This window comes from Bradyrhizobium sp. JR3.5, from assembly GCF_054057015.1.
This window is the reverse complement of the sequence record NZ_JBSRYV010000002.1, coordinates 872,253-888,537: the sequence shown is the minus strand read 5'-3', so window position 1 is coordinate 888,537 and position 16,285 is coordinate 872,253. Positions and strand designations below refer to the sequence as shown.

General features: G+C 59.8%; 19 protein-coding genes. 17 read left to right on the top strand and 2 right to left on the bottom strand.

All coding sequences use genetic code 11. From position 1 onward, the window contains the following. Window positions 1-2 precede the first annotated feature (2 nt). The 16 genes from ACVWW1_RS20985 (at window position 3) to ACVWW1_RS20910 (ending at window position 14,301) form a co-directional block, all read left to right on the top strand. Window positions 3-2,018: an acetyl-CoA carboxylase biotin carboxylase subunit gene (locus ACVWW1_RS20985; RefSeq protein ID WP_456657318.1), complete on the top strand. Its 2,016-nt coding sequence runs from the start codon at window positions 3-5 to the stop codon at window positions 2,016-2,018. A gap of 624 nt (window positions 2,019-2,642) precedes the next feature. Continuing rightward, on the top strand, window positions 2,643-3,002 hold the full coding sequence (locus ACVWW1_RS20980; RefSeq protein WP_456657317.1) for a VOC family protein: 360 nt from the start codon (window positions 2,643-2,645) through the stop codon (window positions 3,000-3,002). Window positions 3,003-3,069: 67 nt separating this feature from the next. Further along, window positions 3,070-3,576, top strand: coding sequence for a flavin reductase family protein (locus ACVWW1_RS20975; protein ID WP_456657316.1), 507 nt, complete (start codon window positions 3,070-3,072; stop codon window positions 3,574-3,576). Between the two features lie 65 nt (window positions 3,577-3,641). Continuing rightward, on the top strand, window positions 3,642-3,884 hold the full coding sequence (locus ACVWW1_RS20970; RefSeq protein WP_456657315.1) for a hypothetical protein: 243 nt from the start codon (window positions 3,642-3,644) through the stop codon (window positions 3,882-3,884). Next, on the top strand, window positions 3,884-4,753 hold the full coding sequence (locus ACVWW1_RS20965; protein ID WP_456657314.1) for a branched-chain amino acid ABC transporter permease: 870 nt from the start codon (window positions 3,884-3,886) through the stop codon (window positions 4,751-4,753). Before ACVWW1_RS20970 ends, ACVWW1_RS20965 begins: the two co-directional genes overlap by 1 nt. Then, window positions 4,743-5,207, top strand: a complete 465-nt coding sequence (locus ACVWW1_RS20960) for an ABC transporter permease subunit (protein ID WP_456660634.1) — start codon at window positions 4,743-4,745, stop codon at window positions 5,205-5,207. The genes ACVWW1_RS20965 and ACVWW1_RS20960 overlap by 11 nt, the downstream gene beginning before the upstream one ends. Next, complete coding sequence (locus ACVWW1_RS20955) at window positions 5,167-5,769, top strand: branched-chain amino acid ABC transporter permease (protein ID WP_456657313.1); 603 nt, start codon at window positions 5,167-5,169, stop codon at window positions 5,767-5,769. The genes ACVWW1_RS20960 and ACVWW1_RS20955 overlap by 41 nt, the downstream gene beginning before the upstream one ends. Beyond that, on the top strand, window positions 5,766-6,491 hold the full coding sequence (locus ACVWW1_RS20950; RefSeq protein WP_456657312.1) for an ABC transporter ATP-binding protein: 726 nt from the start codon (window positions 5,766-5,768) through the stop codon (window positions 6,489-6,491). Before ACVWW1_RS20955 ends, ACVWW1_RS20950 begins: the two co-directional genes overlap by 4 nt. A 48-nt stretch (window positions 6,492-6,539) precedes the next feature. Beyond that, on the top strand, window positions 6,540-7,205 hold the full coding sequence (locus ACVWW1_RS20945) for an ABC transporter ATP-binding protein (protein WP_456657311.1): 666 nt from the start codon (window positions 6,540-6,542) through the stop codon (window positions 7,203-7,205). Between the two features lie 163 nt (window positions 7,206-7,368). Continuing rightward, complete coding sequence (locus ACVWW1_RS20940; RefSeq protein ID WP_456657310.1) at window positions 7,369-8,136, top strand: enoyl-CoA hydratase/isomerase family protein; 768 nt, start codon at window positions 7,369-7,371, stop codon at window positions 8,134-8,136. Then, window positions 8,137-8,919 carry a creatininase family protein gene (locus ACVWW1_RS20935; protein WP_456657309.1) on the top strand — a complete coding sequence of 261 codons (783 nt, stop codon included), beginning with the start codon at window positions 8,137-8,139 and terminating at the stop codon, window positions 8,917-8,919. A gap of 201 nt (window positions 8,920-9,120) precedes the next feature. After that, complete coding sequence (locus ACVWW1_RS20930) at window positions 9,121-10,251, top strand: LLM class flavin-dependent oxidoreductase (RefSeq protein ID WP_456657308.1); 1,131 nt, start codon at window positions 9,121-9,123, stop codon at window positions 10,249-10,251. 28 nt (window positions 10,252-10,279) lie between these two features. Beyond that, entirely contained in the window at window positions 10,280-11,059 is a 780-nt protein-coding gene (locus ACVWW1_RS20925) for an enoyl-CoA hydratase/isomerase family protein (protein WP_456657307.1), read from the top strand. Between the two features lie 44 nt (window positions 11,060-11,103). Next, window positions 11,104-12,933 carry an AMP-dependent synthetase/ligase gene (locus ACVWW1_RS20920; protein WP_456657306.1) on the top strand — a complete coding sequence of 610 codons (1,830 nt, stop codon included), beginning with the start codon at window positions 11,104-11,106 and terminating at the stop codon, window positions 12,931-12,933. A 134-nt stretch (window positions 12,934-13,067) separates the two neighbouring features. Next, window positions 13,068-14,117 carry an ABC transporter substrate-binding protein gene (locus ACVWW1_RS20915; protein WP_456657305.1) on the top strand — a complete coding sequence of 350 codons (1,050 nt, stop codon included), beginning with the start codon at window positions 13,068-13,070 and terminating at the stop codon, window positions 14,115-14,117. 10 nt (window positions 14,118-14,127) lie between these two features. Next, entirely contained in the window at window positions 14,128-14,301 is a 174-nt protein-coding gene (locus ACVWW1_RS20910; RefSeq protein ID WP_456657304.1) for a hypothetical protein, read from the top strand. Window positions 14,302-14,364: 63 nt separating this feature from the next. Here ACVWW1_RS20910 and ACVWW1_RS20905 read toward each other — a convergent pair whose 3' ends face one another. Further along, window positions 14,365-14,766, bottom strand: coding sequence for a helix-turn-helix domain-containing protein (locus ACVWW1_RS20905; RefSeq protein ID WP_456657303.1), 402 nt, complete (start codon window positions 14,764-14,766; stop codon window positions 14,365-14,367). Between the two features lie 178 nt (window positions 14,767-14,944). Beyond that, window positions 14,945-15,229, bottom strand: coding sequence for a hypothetical protein (locus ACVWW1_RS20900; protein ID WP_456657302.1), 285 nt, complete (start codon window positions 15,227-15,229; stop codon window positions 14,945-14,947). Window positions 15,230-15,540: 311 nt separating this feature from the next. On the opposite strand from ACVWW1_RS20900, the gene ACVWW1_RS20895 reads away from it, so the two are divergent. Further along, the gene (locus tag ACVWW1_RS20895; RefSeq protein ID WP_456657301.1) at window positions 15,541-16,086 is read left to right on the top strand and encodes a hypothetical protein; all 546 of its coding nucleotides are present in this window, start codon (window positions 15,541-15,543) and stop codon (window positions 16,084-16,086) included. Window positions 16,087-16,285 lie beyond the last annotated feature (199 nt).

Below are 16,285 nucleotides of genomic sequence, written 5' to 3'. Positions count from 1 at the left end.
TCATGTTCAAACGAATCCTGATCGCCAACCGCGGCGAGATCGCCTGCCGGGTCATCAAGACTGCGCGCCGTATGGGGATTGAGACGGTTGCCGTCTACTCCGAGGCCGACCGCGACGCGCTACATGTCGAGATGGCCGACGACGCCGTGTTGATCGGCCCGCCCGCCGCGGCCGAGAGCTATCTTCTGATCGACAAGATCGTCGACGCCTGCCGCAAGACCGGCGCGCAGGCCGTGCATCCCGGCTACGGCTTCCTGTCCGAGCGCGAGGCCTTTCCGCGCGCGCTGGAAGCCGCCGGCATCGTCTTCATCGGCCCGAACCCCGGCGCCATCGCCGCGATGGGCGACAAGATCGAATCCAAGAAGGCTGCGGCCAAGGCCAAGGTCTCGACCGTGCCCGGCCATCTCGGCGTCATCGAGGACGACAAGCACGCGGTCCAGATCGCCGACGAGATCGGCTATCCCGTGATGATCAAGGCCTCCGCCGGCGGCGGCGGCAAGGGCATGCGCATCGCGCATTCGAAGAGCGAAGTCGCCGAAGGCTTCAACCTCGCCAAGGCCGAGGCGAAGTCGTCGTTCGGCGACGACCGCGTCTTCATCGAGAAATTCATCGTCGATCCCAGGCACATCGAGATCCAGATCCTCGGCGACAAGCATGGCAACGTGATCTATCTCGGCGAGCGCGAGTGCTCGATCCAGCGCCGCAACCAGAAGGTCATCGAGGAAGCGCCGTCGCCGCTGCTCGACGAGCAGACCCGCCGCAAGATGGGCGAGCAGGCAGTCGCGCTGGCCAAGGCGGTGAATTACGATTCTGCCGGCACCGTGGAATTCGTCGCCGGCCAGGACAAGAGCTTCTACTTCCTGGAGATGAACACCCGTCTGCAGGTTGAGCATCCCGTCACCGAGCTGATCACCGGCATCGACCTCGTCGAGCAGATGATCCGCGTGGCCGCCGGCGAGAAGCTTGCACTCGCGCAGAAGGACGTCACGCTGACCGGCTGGGCGGTCGAGTCCCGCGTCTATGCCGAGGATCCGTTCCGCAACTTCCTGCCCTCGATCGGCCGGCTGGTGAAATACCGTCCGCCGGCCGAGGCCAGCCATGACGGCATCACGATCCGCAACGACACCGGCGTGCAGGAGGGCGGCGAGATCTCGATCCACTACGATCCGATGATCGCCAAGCTCGTCACCCATGCCCCGTCGCGCGCCGCCGCGATCGAGGCGCAGGCGACCGCGCTCGACGCGTTCTATGTCGACGGCATCAGGCACAACATTCCGTTCCTGTCGGCGCTGATGAACCATCCGCGCTGGCGCGAGGGCCGGCTCTCGACCGGCTTCATCGCGGAAGAATTCCCGAAGGGATTCTCCGCGCGCGCCCCCGAGGGCGAGATCGCGCGGCGGCTCGCGGCAGTCGGTGCCGCGATCGATCATGTGCTGGGCGAGCGCAAGCGGCAGATTTCCGGCCAGATGGGCGGCCGCGTGGTGCAGCGCGAGCGCCGTCGCGCGGTGTGGCTCGATCGCGCCGAAATCGCGCTCGACGTCGCGCGCGAGGATGACGCCATCGCGGTGCGCTTCATCGGCGCTGATGGGCTGCCGGGCAATCCGCACAATCTGGTGTCGAGCTGGGCGCCGGGCGAGCCGGTGTGGCAGGGCACCATCGACGGCAATTTTGTCGCCGTGCAGGTGCGGGCCATCAACAACGGCTTCCGCCTCGCGCATCAAGGCTATGAGGTGCCGGTCTATGTCTTCACCGAGACCGAGGCGACCTCGGCGCGGCTGATGCCGGTGACCTCGGCGGCCGACACCGGCAAGAAGTTGCTGTGTCCGATGCCCGGGCTCGTGGTGTCGATCGCGGTGACCGAGGGCCAGGAGGTCAAGGCCGGCGAGACGCTCGCGGTGGTGGAAGCCATGAAGATGCAGAACGTGCTGCGCGCTGAGCGCGACGGCACGGTCAAGAAGATCCACACCGCCGCCGGTGCCACGCTCGCGGTCGATGCACTGATCCTGGAGTTTACGTGACAACAAGGGATCGCGATCTTCGCATTCTACCGTGAGGAGATGTCGGTGTTCCAGGGCGGCGATGGGACAATCGCCCTCGTATGTCAATGGGCTATGGTTGATCAAGGTCGAACGATTTTGCGCACGCGTCTGACTTTCAGTCCGCGTCACATCAAGGCGAACCGAAGTTCCACAACATACTGAAGTGGGCATTCTGAAAGCCTCATTCATGCGACATGCGGCGACTCTAGAATCGAGCCGCCTTGCAGCAGCGTGAATGGGCCGGCAGAGAGCCCCAATAGGTGCAAAATCGATCACCGGTGACTCGCGAGCTGCACAAGCGCACGGCATTAGATCACCACGGATCGCCGCCCGCCAAATCGCAACCGGCGGAAACGATGATGCGCGCCGATCGCTCTTCCGCGGAAGCGTCAGCGTTCCAATAACGCTATGAATCGTCTCCCCTCTTCGCACGTGCCGGGATTAAGCAACCCGGTCCGGATAGCCTGCAGCATAATATGCTGATTGGCGATGCACGTGGTGAAAATTTCGAACATTAATGCCGACCGGGCGGCGCAAATATCATCGGACAATCGTGGTCTGAAGGTCACAGATCGATGGTGAGCCTGGAATCGAAAGCGAAGGATGAAGCTCAAGCACATCTATCTTACCGCCCTGGAGCCGGAAGCGTTAGCCCGGTTCTATGAAGGGCTTGGATTGACGATCCGCTTCGCCGACAGCGCCAAGTGGGTTCAATTCGCCGGAGAGAAGGCCGCCTTCTGCATCGCAAGCCCGGGAGAGTCGGTATCCGAGCGGGCTCGGAATGCGGTCGTCGTATTTGAAGTGGATGATCTGGAGCTGACGCTCGATCGCGCCCGCGCCTTGGGAGCCGAGGTCTTCGGCGAAGTGCGGGACATGGGGGCGCATGGTCGTGTGGCTCACTTGCAGGATCCGCAGCACAACATGGTCCAGCTCTTTCAGGCTGCGATCAAGCAGGGCGGATAGCCGGCTCCGGACAATTCGGTTCGAGTATCTGCGGGAACCTATCATCATGAACTTCCGAGTGTCTCCGATGCCAGATCAAGAAACCCCGGTGTTCAGCAGCGCGGCATTCCGGAGCGCAATGCGCAGCGTGCCCGGTGCGGTATCTATCGTGACCACGGGGGTACAACCGGGCAGGCACGGTTTGACGTTGACGGCCGGCTGCTCATTGTCAACGGACCCATCAAGCGTGCTCGTTTGCGTCAACAAATCCGCCGGCGGTCACGACACAATAAAGCAGAGCGGATCATTCTGCTGGAATATTCTCACGGCGGATCACGCTGAGCTGGCAAAGAGGTTTGCGGGACAGGACGGAAGCAAGGGTGACATACGCTTCACAGAAGGTTTGTGGCGTAAACTCACTACAGGTGCGCCCAGCCTCATCGAGGCAATTTGCAGCTTCGATTGCCGGGTGTCGGGCGCGTACGATGCCGGTAGCCATACGATCTTTGTCGGCGAAGTGATTGCGCAGACGACTAACCTCGATCGAGAACCGCTCGTCTACGTAAACGGCGACTTCACCGTACCGAAGCGTTAGAAATCTACACTTCGACTAATTCGGCTGTCGAAGAAATGTTGCACGTTAGTCAGAATAGCGCCGGCATGCCGACCGAGATGTCGCCGCAAAGCTCGAGCCAGAACGTCCTGTCGCTGAGAGGATGCCTGTCGTCAAAAATTGGAGCAATGTTTATGCAGGGGACTATGGGCGCTGACCAGATCGGGTGGAAATTCAATGCCGGGGTGGTCTCGATCCCGGCCGAGTGCGGCCAGTTGCGGGTAGCAGTTTCTCTGAGTGTCGCGGTGTCCAAGGCCCAGTATTCGCTCGCGCTTGTCAGTGTTCGCTGATGCTCTCGCTCTGGCTCAATGTTCTTGCGAGTGGCATTCTGCTCGGTCTCGTTTACGGCCTCGTCGCGTTGGGCCTGACCATCATATTTGGCGTCATGCGCGTCGTAAATTTTGCGCACGGTGAGATGGTCGTGTTCGGTGTCTATATCGGATATTGGACGGTCCGCTTGTGGAACGTCCCAGTCATCGTGGCGGCTGCAATCGCTGCGGCCGTGATGTTCGTCTTCGGATATCTGTTGGAAGCGCTGATCGTAAAGCGGTTCGTGAGCCGGCCGCACCACTATCAGTTCATTGTCTTCATCGGCTTGTCGTTGCTCTTTAGCGGCACCCTGTTGGTCGCGTTCGGGCCGGATCCGCGTCCAACCGCTTCGCAGTTATCGTTTCAGACCATATCACTGGGCTTTGTGACGCTCGACCTGGCGAGAGTGCAGGCAGCAGCGATCGCCGGGCTGCTTATAGCTCTGCTCGGAGCGTATCTGAAGTTGTCCTCGTTTGGCCGGTCGCTGCGAGCGGCGGCGGATAATCGTTTGGGCGGCCTCGTTGTTGGACTGAACATTCCACGAGTCTATGCGGTTACCTTCGGCATCGGAGCGGCCTGTGCAGGGGTCGCCGGCGCACTGATATCTCCACTATTCGACGCTCAACCATATCTCGCTGTCGATTTTACTCTACTCGCTTTCGTGACGGTCATAGTGGGCGGTCTCGGTAGCTTCGGCGGAGCACTCCTTGGAGGTTTGGTGATCGGCGTCGCCGAGGCAGTCGCGGCGTTGATGTTCGCGCCTTCGATGAAGACGGCGCTTCCTTACGCGCTCCTGATCATCATCCTGGTTTTCCGTCCGAGAGGGTTCTTTGGTGCAAATGAAATTTGATCGTGGGTTGGAGAAGACACGGTGGCTCGCCGGGATAATGGTCTTTGCTGTCCTGGGATTAGTCGGAGTACTGGCAAACCCGTACATCATCTCGCTGTTGACGATCGTATTGTTGTTCACCTTCCTCGGACAGTCCTGGAATCTGATGCTTGGGATTGGCGGACAGCTATCGATCGGTCATGCCCTTTTTGTCGGGTTGGGAGCCTATTCCGTCGGCGTCCTCGACGTAAAGTACGGCATTTCGCCATGGGTAGGGCTCCTGACCGGAATGATCCTCGCCGGATCCGTCGGCGCGGTGATCGCATGGTTGAGCTTCCGGTTTCGAAGTTCGCGGCATCTATTTCGCGCTGCTCACGATTGCCGCCGCCGAATTCGCGAGGATCATGTTCAGTGGCTGGGAGTTTGTTGGTGCAATGCAGGGGTTGTTCTTTCCTGCGCCAACAGGCGGGATTGAAATCTCCATGCTTCGCGGCGATGCCCGCTTCTACTACTTCGTCGCGCTTGCATTGGCGGCGTTGGGAATTATTGGAACTGAATTTATTTCACGATCCTACCTCGGATACGTGTGGCGGGCGATGCGAGACGACGAAGCGGCCGCACGCGCACTCGGCGTCCGGACATTCCAGCACAAGATTCTCGTGATCTCGATATCGGCTGCAACGGCGGCCGCGGGCGGTGGAGTTCTGGCTCTCGTGCAAGGCGCGATATTCCCGGACTCGATCATGGGAATGGGGCTATCGGTTGACGTCCTGATAGGGCCTGTGGTGGGGGGACTGGGGACCACGTTCGGTCCGCTGGTCGGGTCGCTCGCCACGATCTCGCTCAATCACTTGATGAGCGCGCTCGGCGACAGTCTTCGGATCCCGGGACTGAACAATGTCACATACGGTGTTGTCCTGATCTCAGTCGTCTGGTTCCTGCCAGACGGCATCTGGCCGGCGATCGTGCGCCTTTGCAAAACTATCCAGGCCCCGCCCCGGGCCTGGCTATGGCATCCGCGGAAGGTCGAAGAATGACAACCCTGCTCGAGGTCAAGAACCTTTCCCGGTCGTTCGGAGGCTTGGTCGCGGTGAAGGATGTAAGCTTCTCACTTGGAGCCGGACGGATCACCGCGCTGATTGGACCAAATGGAGCGGGAAAGACGACATGCTTCAACCTGGTCGCTGGTGCCCTGAAGCCGACCAGCGGCCGGGTGCTGTTCGAAGGGCGCCAGATCGACAATTCGCCACCCGAGACTGTTTGCAGGATGGGTATCGCGCGAACATTTCAAATCGTGCGACCGATGCGGGAGATGTCGGTACTTGAGAATGCCATGATCGGAGCCTTCAGCTGGACCAGAAACGTAAGCGAGGCCAGATCGAAGGCTTACGAGTCTCTTGAAAGCGTTGGTCTCGGCGCCAAGGCAAACGCAAGGACGGATCAATTAACGCTCCCGGATCGGAAAATGCTGGAGACGGCCAAGGCGCTATCGACCCGGCCCAAATTGCTGTTGCTGGACGAGGTTATGGCGGGCCTCCGACCCACTGAAGCTGCGGGTGTTGTAAGCGTACTGCAGAAGCTTGCCGAAGGTGGATTGACGATCCTCCTTGTCGAGCACGTCATGCGCATCGTGATGGAAGTGGCCTCGCGTGTGGTGGTGCTGCATCACGGCGCCAAGATCGCAGAAGGAGCTCCCGGAGAAGTGGTTGCGGATCCGAGGGTCCTCGAGAGCTATCTGGGAGCAGGCTTTCATGCTTGACGATGCGCTTCTGACGATCGATGGACTTTGTGTCGCGTACGATGGATCGTGCGCTTTGAACGGCGTCTCCTTGCAGATCCACACAAAGGCGAATTGATCTGCGTCGTTGGCGCTAACGGCGCAGGGAAGACCTCACTCATCAGATCAATCTCGGGCATCGTTCGGTCGTCGAGCGGTGTCATCAAAATGAGCGGTGTTGATATCACCGGGATGCCGCCATGGGAGATCTGCGAGCGCGGCATTGCCCAGGTCGCGGAAGGTCGGCAGATCTTCGGAAGTCTTTCTGTCGAAGAAAACCTGCTCCTGGGAGGGGCGCTGAAGCGCGCGAAGGCCCGACGGTCCGAAACGCTCGAGTTCGTTTACCACTTGTTTGAGAAGCTTCGTGAGCGCCGGGGGCAATTGGCCGGTACGCTGTCAGGCGGCGAGCAGCAGATGCTGGCTATCGGCCGTGCAATCATGTCAAAGCCCGAGGTCATCATGTTTGACGAGCCTTCCATCGGGTTGTCGCCCGCCCTAACGGACGTCATGTTTGGTGTGGTGAAGTCCCTGCACGAGCAGGGAGCCACGGTACTGCTGGTAGAGCAGAATGTGGCGAAATCGCTTGCGTTGGCCAATCGCGGCTACGTTCTGGAGAACGGCTCAATCGTGCTCCACGGATCCAGCGACGAGTTGCTGAACAATTCCGAGATTCAGCGCGCTTATCTTGGAATGTAGCGGTCCTGAATGGCGGATCACACCGTCGTCCGAAAAGGCGACCGAGAGATCGCAGCAGAAGATGCCGCGAAATAGCCCCGGCACGACCATTTGTGTCGAGCAGCGGCGTCGGGGAAAGGGTGTACCGCAATCAATTCCGCAAGGCCTCGCTTAAGCTATTTCTATGGAAGCCGATGACGCTCTTCTAATCGAACGCGACCGCGATGTGGTCACCATGACCATGAACAGGCCGCCGGCAAACGCATTGAATAACGCGCTTGTTGGCCGGCTGCTGGACACGTTTCGCGCACTGTCTCGTGAAGTGTCGCCGCCGGGCATTGTCCTGACCGGCCAGGGCGAGCGCTTCTTCAGCGCGGGCGGAGACATAAAGGAGGTCGCCGGCATCGAGATATCCCGGCCTCGGATGAGGAGCTTCCACGCGCTTCTTTGCGAGATGGAAAGATACCCCGCGCCCTTCGTGTGTGCCGTGCGTGGATACGCCGTCGGCGGGGCTTTGGAGTTTCTTCTTCACGCCGACTACGTCATAGCGAACCGCGAATGCAAGATCGGATTTCCGGAGATCAACCACGGCCTCTTGCCGGCAGCCAAGGGAATCCGAAAGGCAGTTCAGAAGCTTGGGCTTCGTGAGGCGCAGGCACTGCTCTATTGGGGCGACTTGACCGACGCCCCAAGGGCACTCCAAATTGGGGCGATCAACGAGATCGCTAGCACCACGGAAGTGATGGTGAGGGCCGGGGAGGTATGCAAGTATCTTCGTGGAAAGGAGCAAAAGCTGTTTGCGGCGATCAAGCGTTCGCTCAACCTGACCGCCCAAATGGACGATGCTTCGCTCGAGGCGGTGACGATCGAAGATCTCGCGGCCTATCTGGTAGACGATAGCGCGTCACAGGCGCGTTCGCGCTTCCTGTCGAAACAGCCAAGGAAAGCGTGAATGACCGCACCGGCATTGCCTGAGGAGCTCCGCCTTGAACTTATGAGCTTCGAACAGGTATCGGCCGCCCTTGCTGCGGGGGCATCCACCGTCCTGATACCCTGCGGAGCTGTGGAGCAACATGGACCGCACCTTCCGCTCTGCATGGATGCAGATCATGCCGACGCCATCGCCGCAAGGCTGGCGCGGTGTCTAGGACGCACCCTGATCGCGCCCACCATCAAGGTCGGCTGTTCAGCCCATCATCTGGTCTTCCCGGGGACGATATCCATTCGCCCGGAGACGTTCGAATCGATCTGCCTGGATTATTGCACAAGTCTCGCGAAACACGGCTTCAGGCGCATTCTGCTGTTCTCGGGGCACGTCGGAAATTTTCCCGCCCTCCGGGACATGCTTCCCCGGCTGAGGAGCGCAGTTGCGCAAGACGTCGAGGTCGACGCGTACTGCGACGCCATCGCCTGGATCGAGAGATGGCGAAGCGCCGTCGAGCAGGCGGGTGGTGACCCGAATGCTGTTGGCGGGCATGCCGATATTGCGGAGACGTCGCTCATGATGTTGCTCCGGCCCGATAGCGTTCGGCTCGATCGGTTCGAGGTCGGCCATCTCGGTGCGCTATCCGAGGAGCAGCTTCAATTAATGTGGATGAACGGGATCAAGTCCGTCACCGTTAACGGCATCATCGGCAACCCGTTTGGCTCGACGGCCCGGATCGGCGAGCGATGTCTCGAGGCGATAGCGGATCTTCTGGCTGTCTCGTTTCAAAGGCCAAGCAACGCTGTCTGAATCTCTCGTGCTCCTCCACGGACGAACGCCGAGAATGAATGTCGCGCCACGTTCCGCGGTGTTGGCTGCGAAAGGAGTGGGCGTCGACTGCTTACGGCACAAAATTCGGAAAGTCATGTAACTGTGGGGCGCATTCGAACAAAAATGTTGCCGCGCCCATGAAATGCTTCGCCATCTTGACACTCCATGAGGATCCAGAAGATGGCACTTACGTTCGGGTTTTGGTCGGAGCAAGAAACCCAGGTCGGGCAGAGCTATGCCCGCCGACTCCATGAACTCGTGGACGAGGTGCGTCTGGCGGAAAAAGTCGGATTCGACTGCGTCGCGCTTTCCGAGCAGCACGTTGCACTCGGCGGCATATCGAGCTCCGCGCCGGAGGTCGTCTACGGGTACCTGGCAGCCGTCACCTCGCGCGTGAAGCTGAGGTCAGCGGTGACGCTGATGCCCCAGAAGATCAATCATGCCTTGCGATCTGCGGAACGATTGGCAGTAACCGACATCCTTTCGCATGGCCGCATGGAATTCTACGCCGGCCGGGCCAACACGACCATCGCCATGCGCGCCTTCAACGTTGATCCGAGCGAAACTCTCGCTCAAATGGAGGAAGGTATCGCGCTCCTGAAGAAATCGATGCGCGAAGATATCTTCACCTTCGAGGGCAAGTACTATCAGATCCCGCCGCGGATGCTGGTGCCCAAGCCGATGCAGAAGCCGCATCCGGTAATCGGCATCGCTGCGACCAGCGAGCGGAGCCACAGCTGGGCCGGATCCGAAGGCCTCGCCGTCATGAGCAACTCCATCTACCAGGGATGGGAGGTCCAGGAAAAGCTTCTAAACACATACCGTCGCGCCTGGAAGCGTGACGAGCAAGGTCCGCTTGATCGGCCGCGCATCGGCATTCCGCTTTTCTTCGGCATCGGGCCAACCGATCAGAAAGCGAAGGACGATTACGCCGAGCCCCTCATGCACTATGCGAGGATTTCAACGGACGCGTATCCCCGTCTCGCAAAGCTCGCCGACGACTATGCGTATATGAGCGAGAGCGTGCCAGCCATGGAGCGCGCGGGAAAGGACTGGGACTACTTACTCAACCACTCCGCGACAACAGTCTGCGGGAGCCCCGACACCGTTATTCGTCAGATCGAGAAGTTCCAGGCGATGGGCGTCGACGAAGTTCTTCTGCATCTCGACTCCGTCAGTCACGAGAAAATCATGGAAGCGATCGACATGTGTGGCCGCTATGTGATCCCCCACTTCAACGACAAGAACAACGTCGTCCGGCCTACGGAAGATATTCTCGGACAGATCCGCGCCATGCGACCGCAAAAGTAAGGCCAACAGGAACCAACGGAAGATAACCATGTCGAAGCAGAACTACAAATATCTGATCGTCGAGAAGCGGCCGAGCGGTGTCGCCATCGTCACGATGAACCGGCCGGAGATCCTCAATGCGATCAATTGGGATATGCACAGCGAACTCGAACGGGTCTTCGTCGAGCTGGACGAGGACAAGGCGGTCCGCGCGATCGTTCTGACGGGGGCGGGACGGGGGTTCTGTTCGGGCGGCGATCAGAAAACGCTCGACAAGAGTCCGATCCCGTCGCCGACTCGGGGCGGGCGCCACCTGATCCGGAACATGCTGGAAGTCGAGGTGCCGATCATCGCCGCGGTCAACGGCGTCGCGGTCGGTCTCGGGGCAACTCTCGCCTTGTTCTGTGATGTCATATTCGCGAGTCCGGCCGCGAGGTTTGCCGACACGCATGTTACCGCAGGCGTGGTCGCGGGCGATGGCGGCGCGGTGATGTGGCCACTGTTGATGGGGCCCGTCCGTGCGAAGCACTACCTGATGACGGGTGACTTCATCTCCGCCGAAAAGGCCGCGTCCATCGGCATGATCAACGAGGTGATTTCGAACGGGGACGTCAAGGATGCTGCAATCGAGTACGCAGAGATGCTTGCGAGCGGCCCGAGAGAATCAATCATCTGGACCAAGTATTGCGTGAACAAGATCATCAAGCAGTACGCGCATCTGCTCCTGGATACCTCGACCGCCCTCGAGACGATCACCTTTGCCGCGCCCGACCGGCGCGATGCCGTGGCCGCCTTCGCTGAAAAGCGCAAGCGCTTCGCGGAGCGTTGAGGTGAGCGCCGAGGGGCTTTTCGTCAGGCGCCCAACTCGCCGACGTGACCATTCCGCAGCTTCTAAGCCAGCGGAGGGTGGAGCTTTCTGACGAGATCGCTTTCAAGCAAAAACGTCGCGGTGAGTGGATCGCCACGACCTGGAAGCAATATTCGGACCGAGTGGCTAAGCTGGCGGCCACTCTGCAAATGGCCGGGTTCGAACGCGGCGATCGCGCGGCCATCATGGGAGATGTGTCCCAGGAATGGCTTCTTGCGGATATGGCGATCATTTGTGCCGGCGGCATCATGGTCGGCGTCTACTTCACCTCATCGGCGGAGGAGATCGGTTTCTATCTCAGCGACTCCGGAACGTCGTTCATGTTCGTCGGCAGTGAACTTCAGCTCGGTACCGTCCTTGCATCGGGCCATGCTGACCAGCTGAAAAAAATCATCGTGCTCGATCCCGCGTGGAAGAAGGCAGGCGAGCCGACGAACGTCGTCTCTCTTCATGACTTCTGGAGGGAAACATCGGTCGACGCCGACATCTTTCTACAGGAGCAGGTCGCGAAAGCAAAGGCGAGCGATCTGACCAGCATCGGATACACGTCCGGCACGACGGGATTTCCGAAGGGAGCGATGCTGACCCATTTGTCGCTGCTCGCCGGTGCGCACAGCGTAACCCTGTTCACGTCGAAGATGCGCTCCGATGTCCACCGTGTCGTCGTGCACCTGCCGATGTCACACACGGTGGCACGCGCACAGGCAACGACACTGCCTTTGCTCATCCGCCTGGTGCCGTACTTCGGCGAGAGCAGCGCAGAGTTCGCTCAAACGATCAAGGAAGTGAAGCCGACCTACTTTATGGCTCCACCGCGCTTCTTCCAGCGGTATGCCACCCAGATCCTCAGCAAGGTTCACTCCGGGTCCGAGAAGCAGAAGCAGGACTATCAGCTCGCAATGACCATCGCCCGCAGGGCCCTCGATGATCGCCAGGCCGGAGGCGTGACGGACCCTTTCATTTCTGGCCTCTTTGCCGTGTGCCAGCAACACGTTTTTCGTCCGCTGCTTTGTGAGGTCGGGTTCGAGGAACTCGCGGTTACATATACGTCGTCCGCGGCGATGCCTCCCGAGCTTATGTCGCTGTGGCAGCTATGGGGACTGCAGCTGAAGGAATGTTACGGACAGACAGAGCTGGTCGGTGCCAACCTGGTGCAGATGGCGGAATGGCCGGAGGCTGGCACCGTGGGCGTACCCCTGCGGGATCCCGCTTGGGAGACCGCGGTTCTCGAGGACGGGGAAATGATTGTCAGGGGACCGGGACTCTTTGTCGGTTACTGGAATAAGCCTGAGGAGACCAAGTCCGCTCTTCGCGATGGCTGGCTCTACACCGGCGACATCGTGGACGTCGATTCGACGGGCCTCTTCAGGCTGGTCGATCGAAAAAAGGAGATCATCAACACTTCCAATGGAAAATCCATCAGCCCGACGCAGATCGAAAACGAGCTCAGGCGCAGTCCCTTTATCTCTGAGGCGGCTGTGCTTGGAGAAGGTAAGAAGTATCTCACCGCGCTGATCGAGGTGAACGCGACCGCGACGATGGATTGGGCCAGATCGCACGGTCTGCGGATCGACCGGTACTCGGAACTGGCGAACTCCGAAATCGTGGTGCGGATGATCGAAGCGGAGATCGGCAAGGCGAATGGCAGGCTCGCCAGGGCCGAGCAGATCAAGGCGTTCCGGATATTGCCGGAAGAGCTTTCTCCCGAGAACGGCATGATGACGCCGACTCGGAAGAAGCGTCGGAAGCAGATCATGGAGAGGTATCGGTCGTTGATCGATACGCTTTATGACGAGAGCGAAGACAACCTCGTCAAGGCGGAAATCAAACCCTGAAAATCACGCGGGCGGCGCATCCCGTGAGGCGCCGAGCGCGAGTGCACGTCCCCGGCGCGAGAGCACCTCACTGGTCATTGAGCGCGCCTGTCAGACCGCATCGATATTCTTGCAGCCAACCAAAGGGGAGTTACATGAGAAAGCACAGCGAAAGCGGTTTGACCCGTCGGTCCTTGATCGGTAGCGGAATTGGCGCCGCCGTCGGGCTCGCATCGTGGCAGTCAAGAGCTGCCACACCGGCCAAGGTGCGCGTCGGCGCAATCAATCCGAGCAGTGGCGTCCTGGCGTTTCCGGGGCAGGCTTGCGTGCGCGGCATCGATGTCGGTGCGAAGTTCGCAAAGGAGAAGTTCGGTATAGACCTGCAAATCATCCATGCGGACACGCAAAGTCGGCCGGAAAACGGACGGATTGCCGCCGAGAACCTGATCAGACAGGGGTGCACGGTACTTATCGGCGCGTGGGATTCCGGAGCAACCATCTCCGCGCTTCAGGCCGCAGAGGCCGCAAAAGTGCCTATGGTCGTTCACATCGCGAGCGCGACCCAGGTGACTTCTCAAGGATTCACGGAGGTGTTCAGGTACTACCCGACGTCCCTCACAATCGTCAGGAAGTCCCTCATGGAGCTGAAATCACTCCTGTCCTCGCTCAAGGACGCTCCAACAAGCGCCGCCGTCATGCACCTCAACAATACGATGGGACAGTCGACCGCGGCGAGCATCGATCAGGCGTGGAAGGAGGTCGAAGTGCCCCTCCGGATTGCCGAGTATATTCCATACGATGAAAGAGCCAAGGATCTCTCGGTCGAAGTTGCAAAAGCCAAAGCGTCAGGCGCGGACGCGTTGGTCTCCGTGACGCGTGTCAACGACGCTATCATGATCATTCGGGAATGCACCAAGCAGGGGTGGAATCCCAAAATGATCTTCTCACCCAACTCGAATGGCGCGCAGGACAAGGCGTACTATGACGCGTTGGGCAAGTACGGCGACGGCGCGATACTCTCGACCCTGTGGTATAATCCGAAGGCGCCCGATGCCGCGGCGATCTTGAAGAGATTTGCGTCCGATTATCCAGATGACTGGGTCGACGGGAATTCAGGGTGTGCCTTCGAAGCCGTTCAGATTGTTGCGGACGCCGTAAGCCGCCGCCGGTTCTTCCGAGTCTGCTGCGATCCACGCCGCGCTTAAAGGAACGGACATGACGCCTATCCTGATGTCCAGCGGCAAGATCAAATTCGACGCCAATGGCCAGAATACGGGCAGCGACGTGACCATCCTTCAAGGGCAGAACGGGAAGCCTCGCGTGGTGGCGCCGCAGTCGGTCGCCGAAGCTGCGCTCCAATATCCTCTGGTCCCATTCAACTCGCGATAGGCGAAGCCGTGAGCTGCGGCGCCAGCGGGCGATGTTGGGGCCAGGGCTCCCGGGCGAAGGTCTTCAAGCCAAAGGCTCACGGCTGACGAAGCTGGATCGCTCGGCAAGGAAGCGGCGCGGGCTCTTGCCCATTGCCTTCTTGAACATGGTTATGAAGGCGCTGGGAGTTTCATAGCCCAGATCGAGCGAGACGGCCTGAACGGAAGATCCTGCAGACAGCCGCTGCAGCGCGACGAGGATGTGAAGGCGCTGTCGCCAGCGTCCGAACGTCATCCCGGTTTCCTTCAAGACCAGGCGGGCGAAGGTCCGGACACTCATCGCGTATCTGGTCGCCAATTCGTCGATCGTGCTGCGATCTCCGGGGTCATTGAGCAGCGATGTCGCGAGATGCTGAAGTCGGCTGTCGGTGGAGATGGGCAAGTACATCTGTTCGGTGGACATCTGCACCAATTCGTCGAGCAGCACGCGTCCGAGTCGGCTGGTCGGCCCCTCGACCGGATACAGGGGAGGAAAGATGGAGAGCCGATGTATCAGTTCACGGACGAGCGATGATATCGTGAATGTGCAGCACGTGCTCGGAAGCGTACTCGCCTGCGGATCGATGAAGACGACGTAGACCTTTCCATTGTCCGAGACGCAATTGCTATGCATGACCCCGGCGGGTATCCACACGGCACCCTGCGGCGGAACGATCCATAAGCCGCCAGGGGCACGACACATAACCGATCCATGTGAAGCGACAACGAGCTGTCCTTTCTTGTGTGAGTGGAGCGGAAAGCTCGTCATTGTCTTCGCCGGTTTCGATGCAAAATGAGGTGATCGGCCGATCGAACTGATCTGGATCGATCGGATCGTAGTTGATCCGAAGCTCGGGCAAATTCATTCTGGCAAGACCAGGATCCATTTCGGACGTGGACAACATGCTCATCGAATTCGCTCGTTCTTGGCTGTAGTTCCCGCAGTTCAGGAGACGGCGATAACGGGCTCGGCTCGGTTCCGGCAGAAGATAGCGCTCCGGGAAATGCTCGTCACCGAAAAGTAGCACGGAGAAACGAGAATCCGATCCTGGGGGTTGGCCTTGTCCGGCCGGGACGAGCACTTTGGTGACCTTAACGGCTGCTCATGCTCGGGGTCCGCGATCGGGCCGCAACGTCAACGCAGCGCGAGCAGCTGCGACAATACGCGCAATTCGAATACCGCTTCCCGGCGTCGGAGAGGTCAGCGCGCCGATGGCAGAGAATGCCGGACCTCGCGTCAATTGGCCTCATCGATCGCGCTTTTAAGCCTGGACGCGAGAGCTTTCGGCAGGAAATGCTGCAGCCTCCAATGCTACCACGGAAGAAGATCGCAGAAAGTCTACGGCACGGACGCGTTGCTTATTGGGAAGCAAAGCCAAGCTGCGCGGTCCAGGAGATCGAAGACGGAAGGCCGTGCACGGCGATCGTTCGGGGGCAATTGGATATGACGGAAGATACTCGAACCGTCTTCAGCATACCCTTGAGCGCTCAGGAGCAGGAGTTCGCGGCAGCATGCCGAGACTTCGTTCTGCAGAAGGAGCCAGAGCTCAGATCGTCGATCGTTGTCGTGAACAATATGCTTTCGATCGCCAACCAGCCACATGTCCGGGAAGCATTCATGGCATTCGGTCTGGCCAGATTGGTCCGAGTTCTGCGGCTCGCAATCGTGGGTAAAGCGATTGCGATCAGGAGAGCGCCCAAATTGCTTTTTGATCTCGCACGCTTCAGGACAAAAATTGTCCGTGCCCTGCGCAGAAGCGCGAGATAGCCGCTGGCGGAGCGGGGTCGATCGATCGCGCGAAGAAGCCCGGCATCAAATAGACGGCCAGTGATGGGCGCCATCTACCGCGGGATCATGTCGTCATCGGCAGCAGACCAACTGGCGAGCAGGTCCATACAGCATGGCTCGCGCGCCGATGCGGCTCATCCCGGCCATGTCTCGCGAGCGAACGGATGCATCCCTATGA

Excerpts from the sequence above, each read along its gene's own strand:
- ACVWW1_RS20975 (WP_456657316.1), top strand. The coding sequence starts at position 3,070 with ATGCCAGATCAAGAAACCCCGGTGTTCAGCAGCGCGGCATTCCGGAGC.
- ACVWW1_RS20900 (WP_456657302.1), bottom strand. The coding sequence starts at position 15,229 with ATGAGCATGTTGTCCACGTCCGAAATGGATCCTGGTCTTGCCAGAATG.
- ACVWW1_RS20930 (WP_456657308.1), top strand. The coding sequence starts at position 9,121 with ATGGCACTTACGTTCGGGTTTTGGTCGGAGCAAGAAACCCAGGTCGGG.
- ACVWW1_RS20955 (WP_456657313.1), top strand. The coding sequence starts at position 5,167 with ATGCAGGGGTTGTTCTTTCCTGCGCCAACAGGCGGGATTGAAATCTCC.
- ACVWW1_RS20940 (WP_456657310.1), top strand. The coding sequence starts at position 7,369 with ATGGAAGCCGATGACGCTCTTCTAATCGAACGCGACCGCGATGTGGTC.
- ACVWW1_RS20925 (WP_456657307.1), top strand. The coding sequence starts at position 10,280 with ATGTCGAAGCAGAACTACAAATATCTGATCGTCGAGAAGCGGCCGAGC.
- ACVWW1_RS20985 (WP_456657318.1), top strand. The coding sequence starts at position 3 with ATGTTCAAACGAATCCTGATCGCCAACCGCGGCGAGATCGCCTGCCGG.
- ACVWW1_RS20950 (WP_456657312.1), top strand. The coding sequence starts at position 5,766 with ATGACAACCCTGCTCGAGGTCAAGAACCTTTCCCGGTCGTTCGGAGGC.
- ACVWW1_RS20980 (WP_456657317.1), top strand. The coding sequence starts at position 2,643 with ATGAAGCTCAAGCACATCTATCTTACCGCCCTGGAGCCGGAAGCGTTA.
- ACVWW1_RS20895 (WP_456657301.1), top strand. The coding sequence starts at position 15,541 with ATGCCGGACCTCGCGTCAATTGGCCTCATCGATCGCGCTTTTAAGCCT.
- ACVWW1_RS20910 (WP_456657304.1), top strand. The coding sequence starts at position 14,128 with ATGACGCCTATCCTGATGTCCAGCGGCAAGATCAAATTCGACGCCAAT.
- ACVWW1_RS20970 (WP_456657315.1), top strand. The coding sequence starts at position 3,642 with ATGCCGACCGAGATGTCGCCGCAAAGCTCGAGCCAGAACGTCCTGTCG.
- ACVWW1_RS20965 (WP_456657314.1), top strand. The coding sequence starts at position 3,884 with ATGCTCTCGCTCTGGCTCAATGTTCTTGCGAGTGGCATTCTGCTCGGT.
- ACVWW1_RS20960 (WP_456660634.1), top strand. The coding sequence starts at position 4,743 with ATGAAATTTGATCGTGGGTTGGAGAAGACACGGTGGCTCGCCGGGATA.
- ACVWW1_RS20915 (WP_456657305.1), top strand. The coding sequence starts at position 13,068 with ATGAGAAAGCACAGCGAAAGCGGTTTGACCCGTCGGTCCTTGATCGGT.
- ACVWW1_RS20935 (WP_456657309.1), top strand. The coding sequence starts at position 8,137 with ATGACCGCACCGGCATTGCCTGAGGAGCTCCGCCTTGAACTTATGAGC.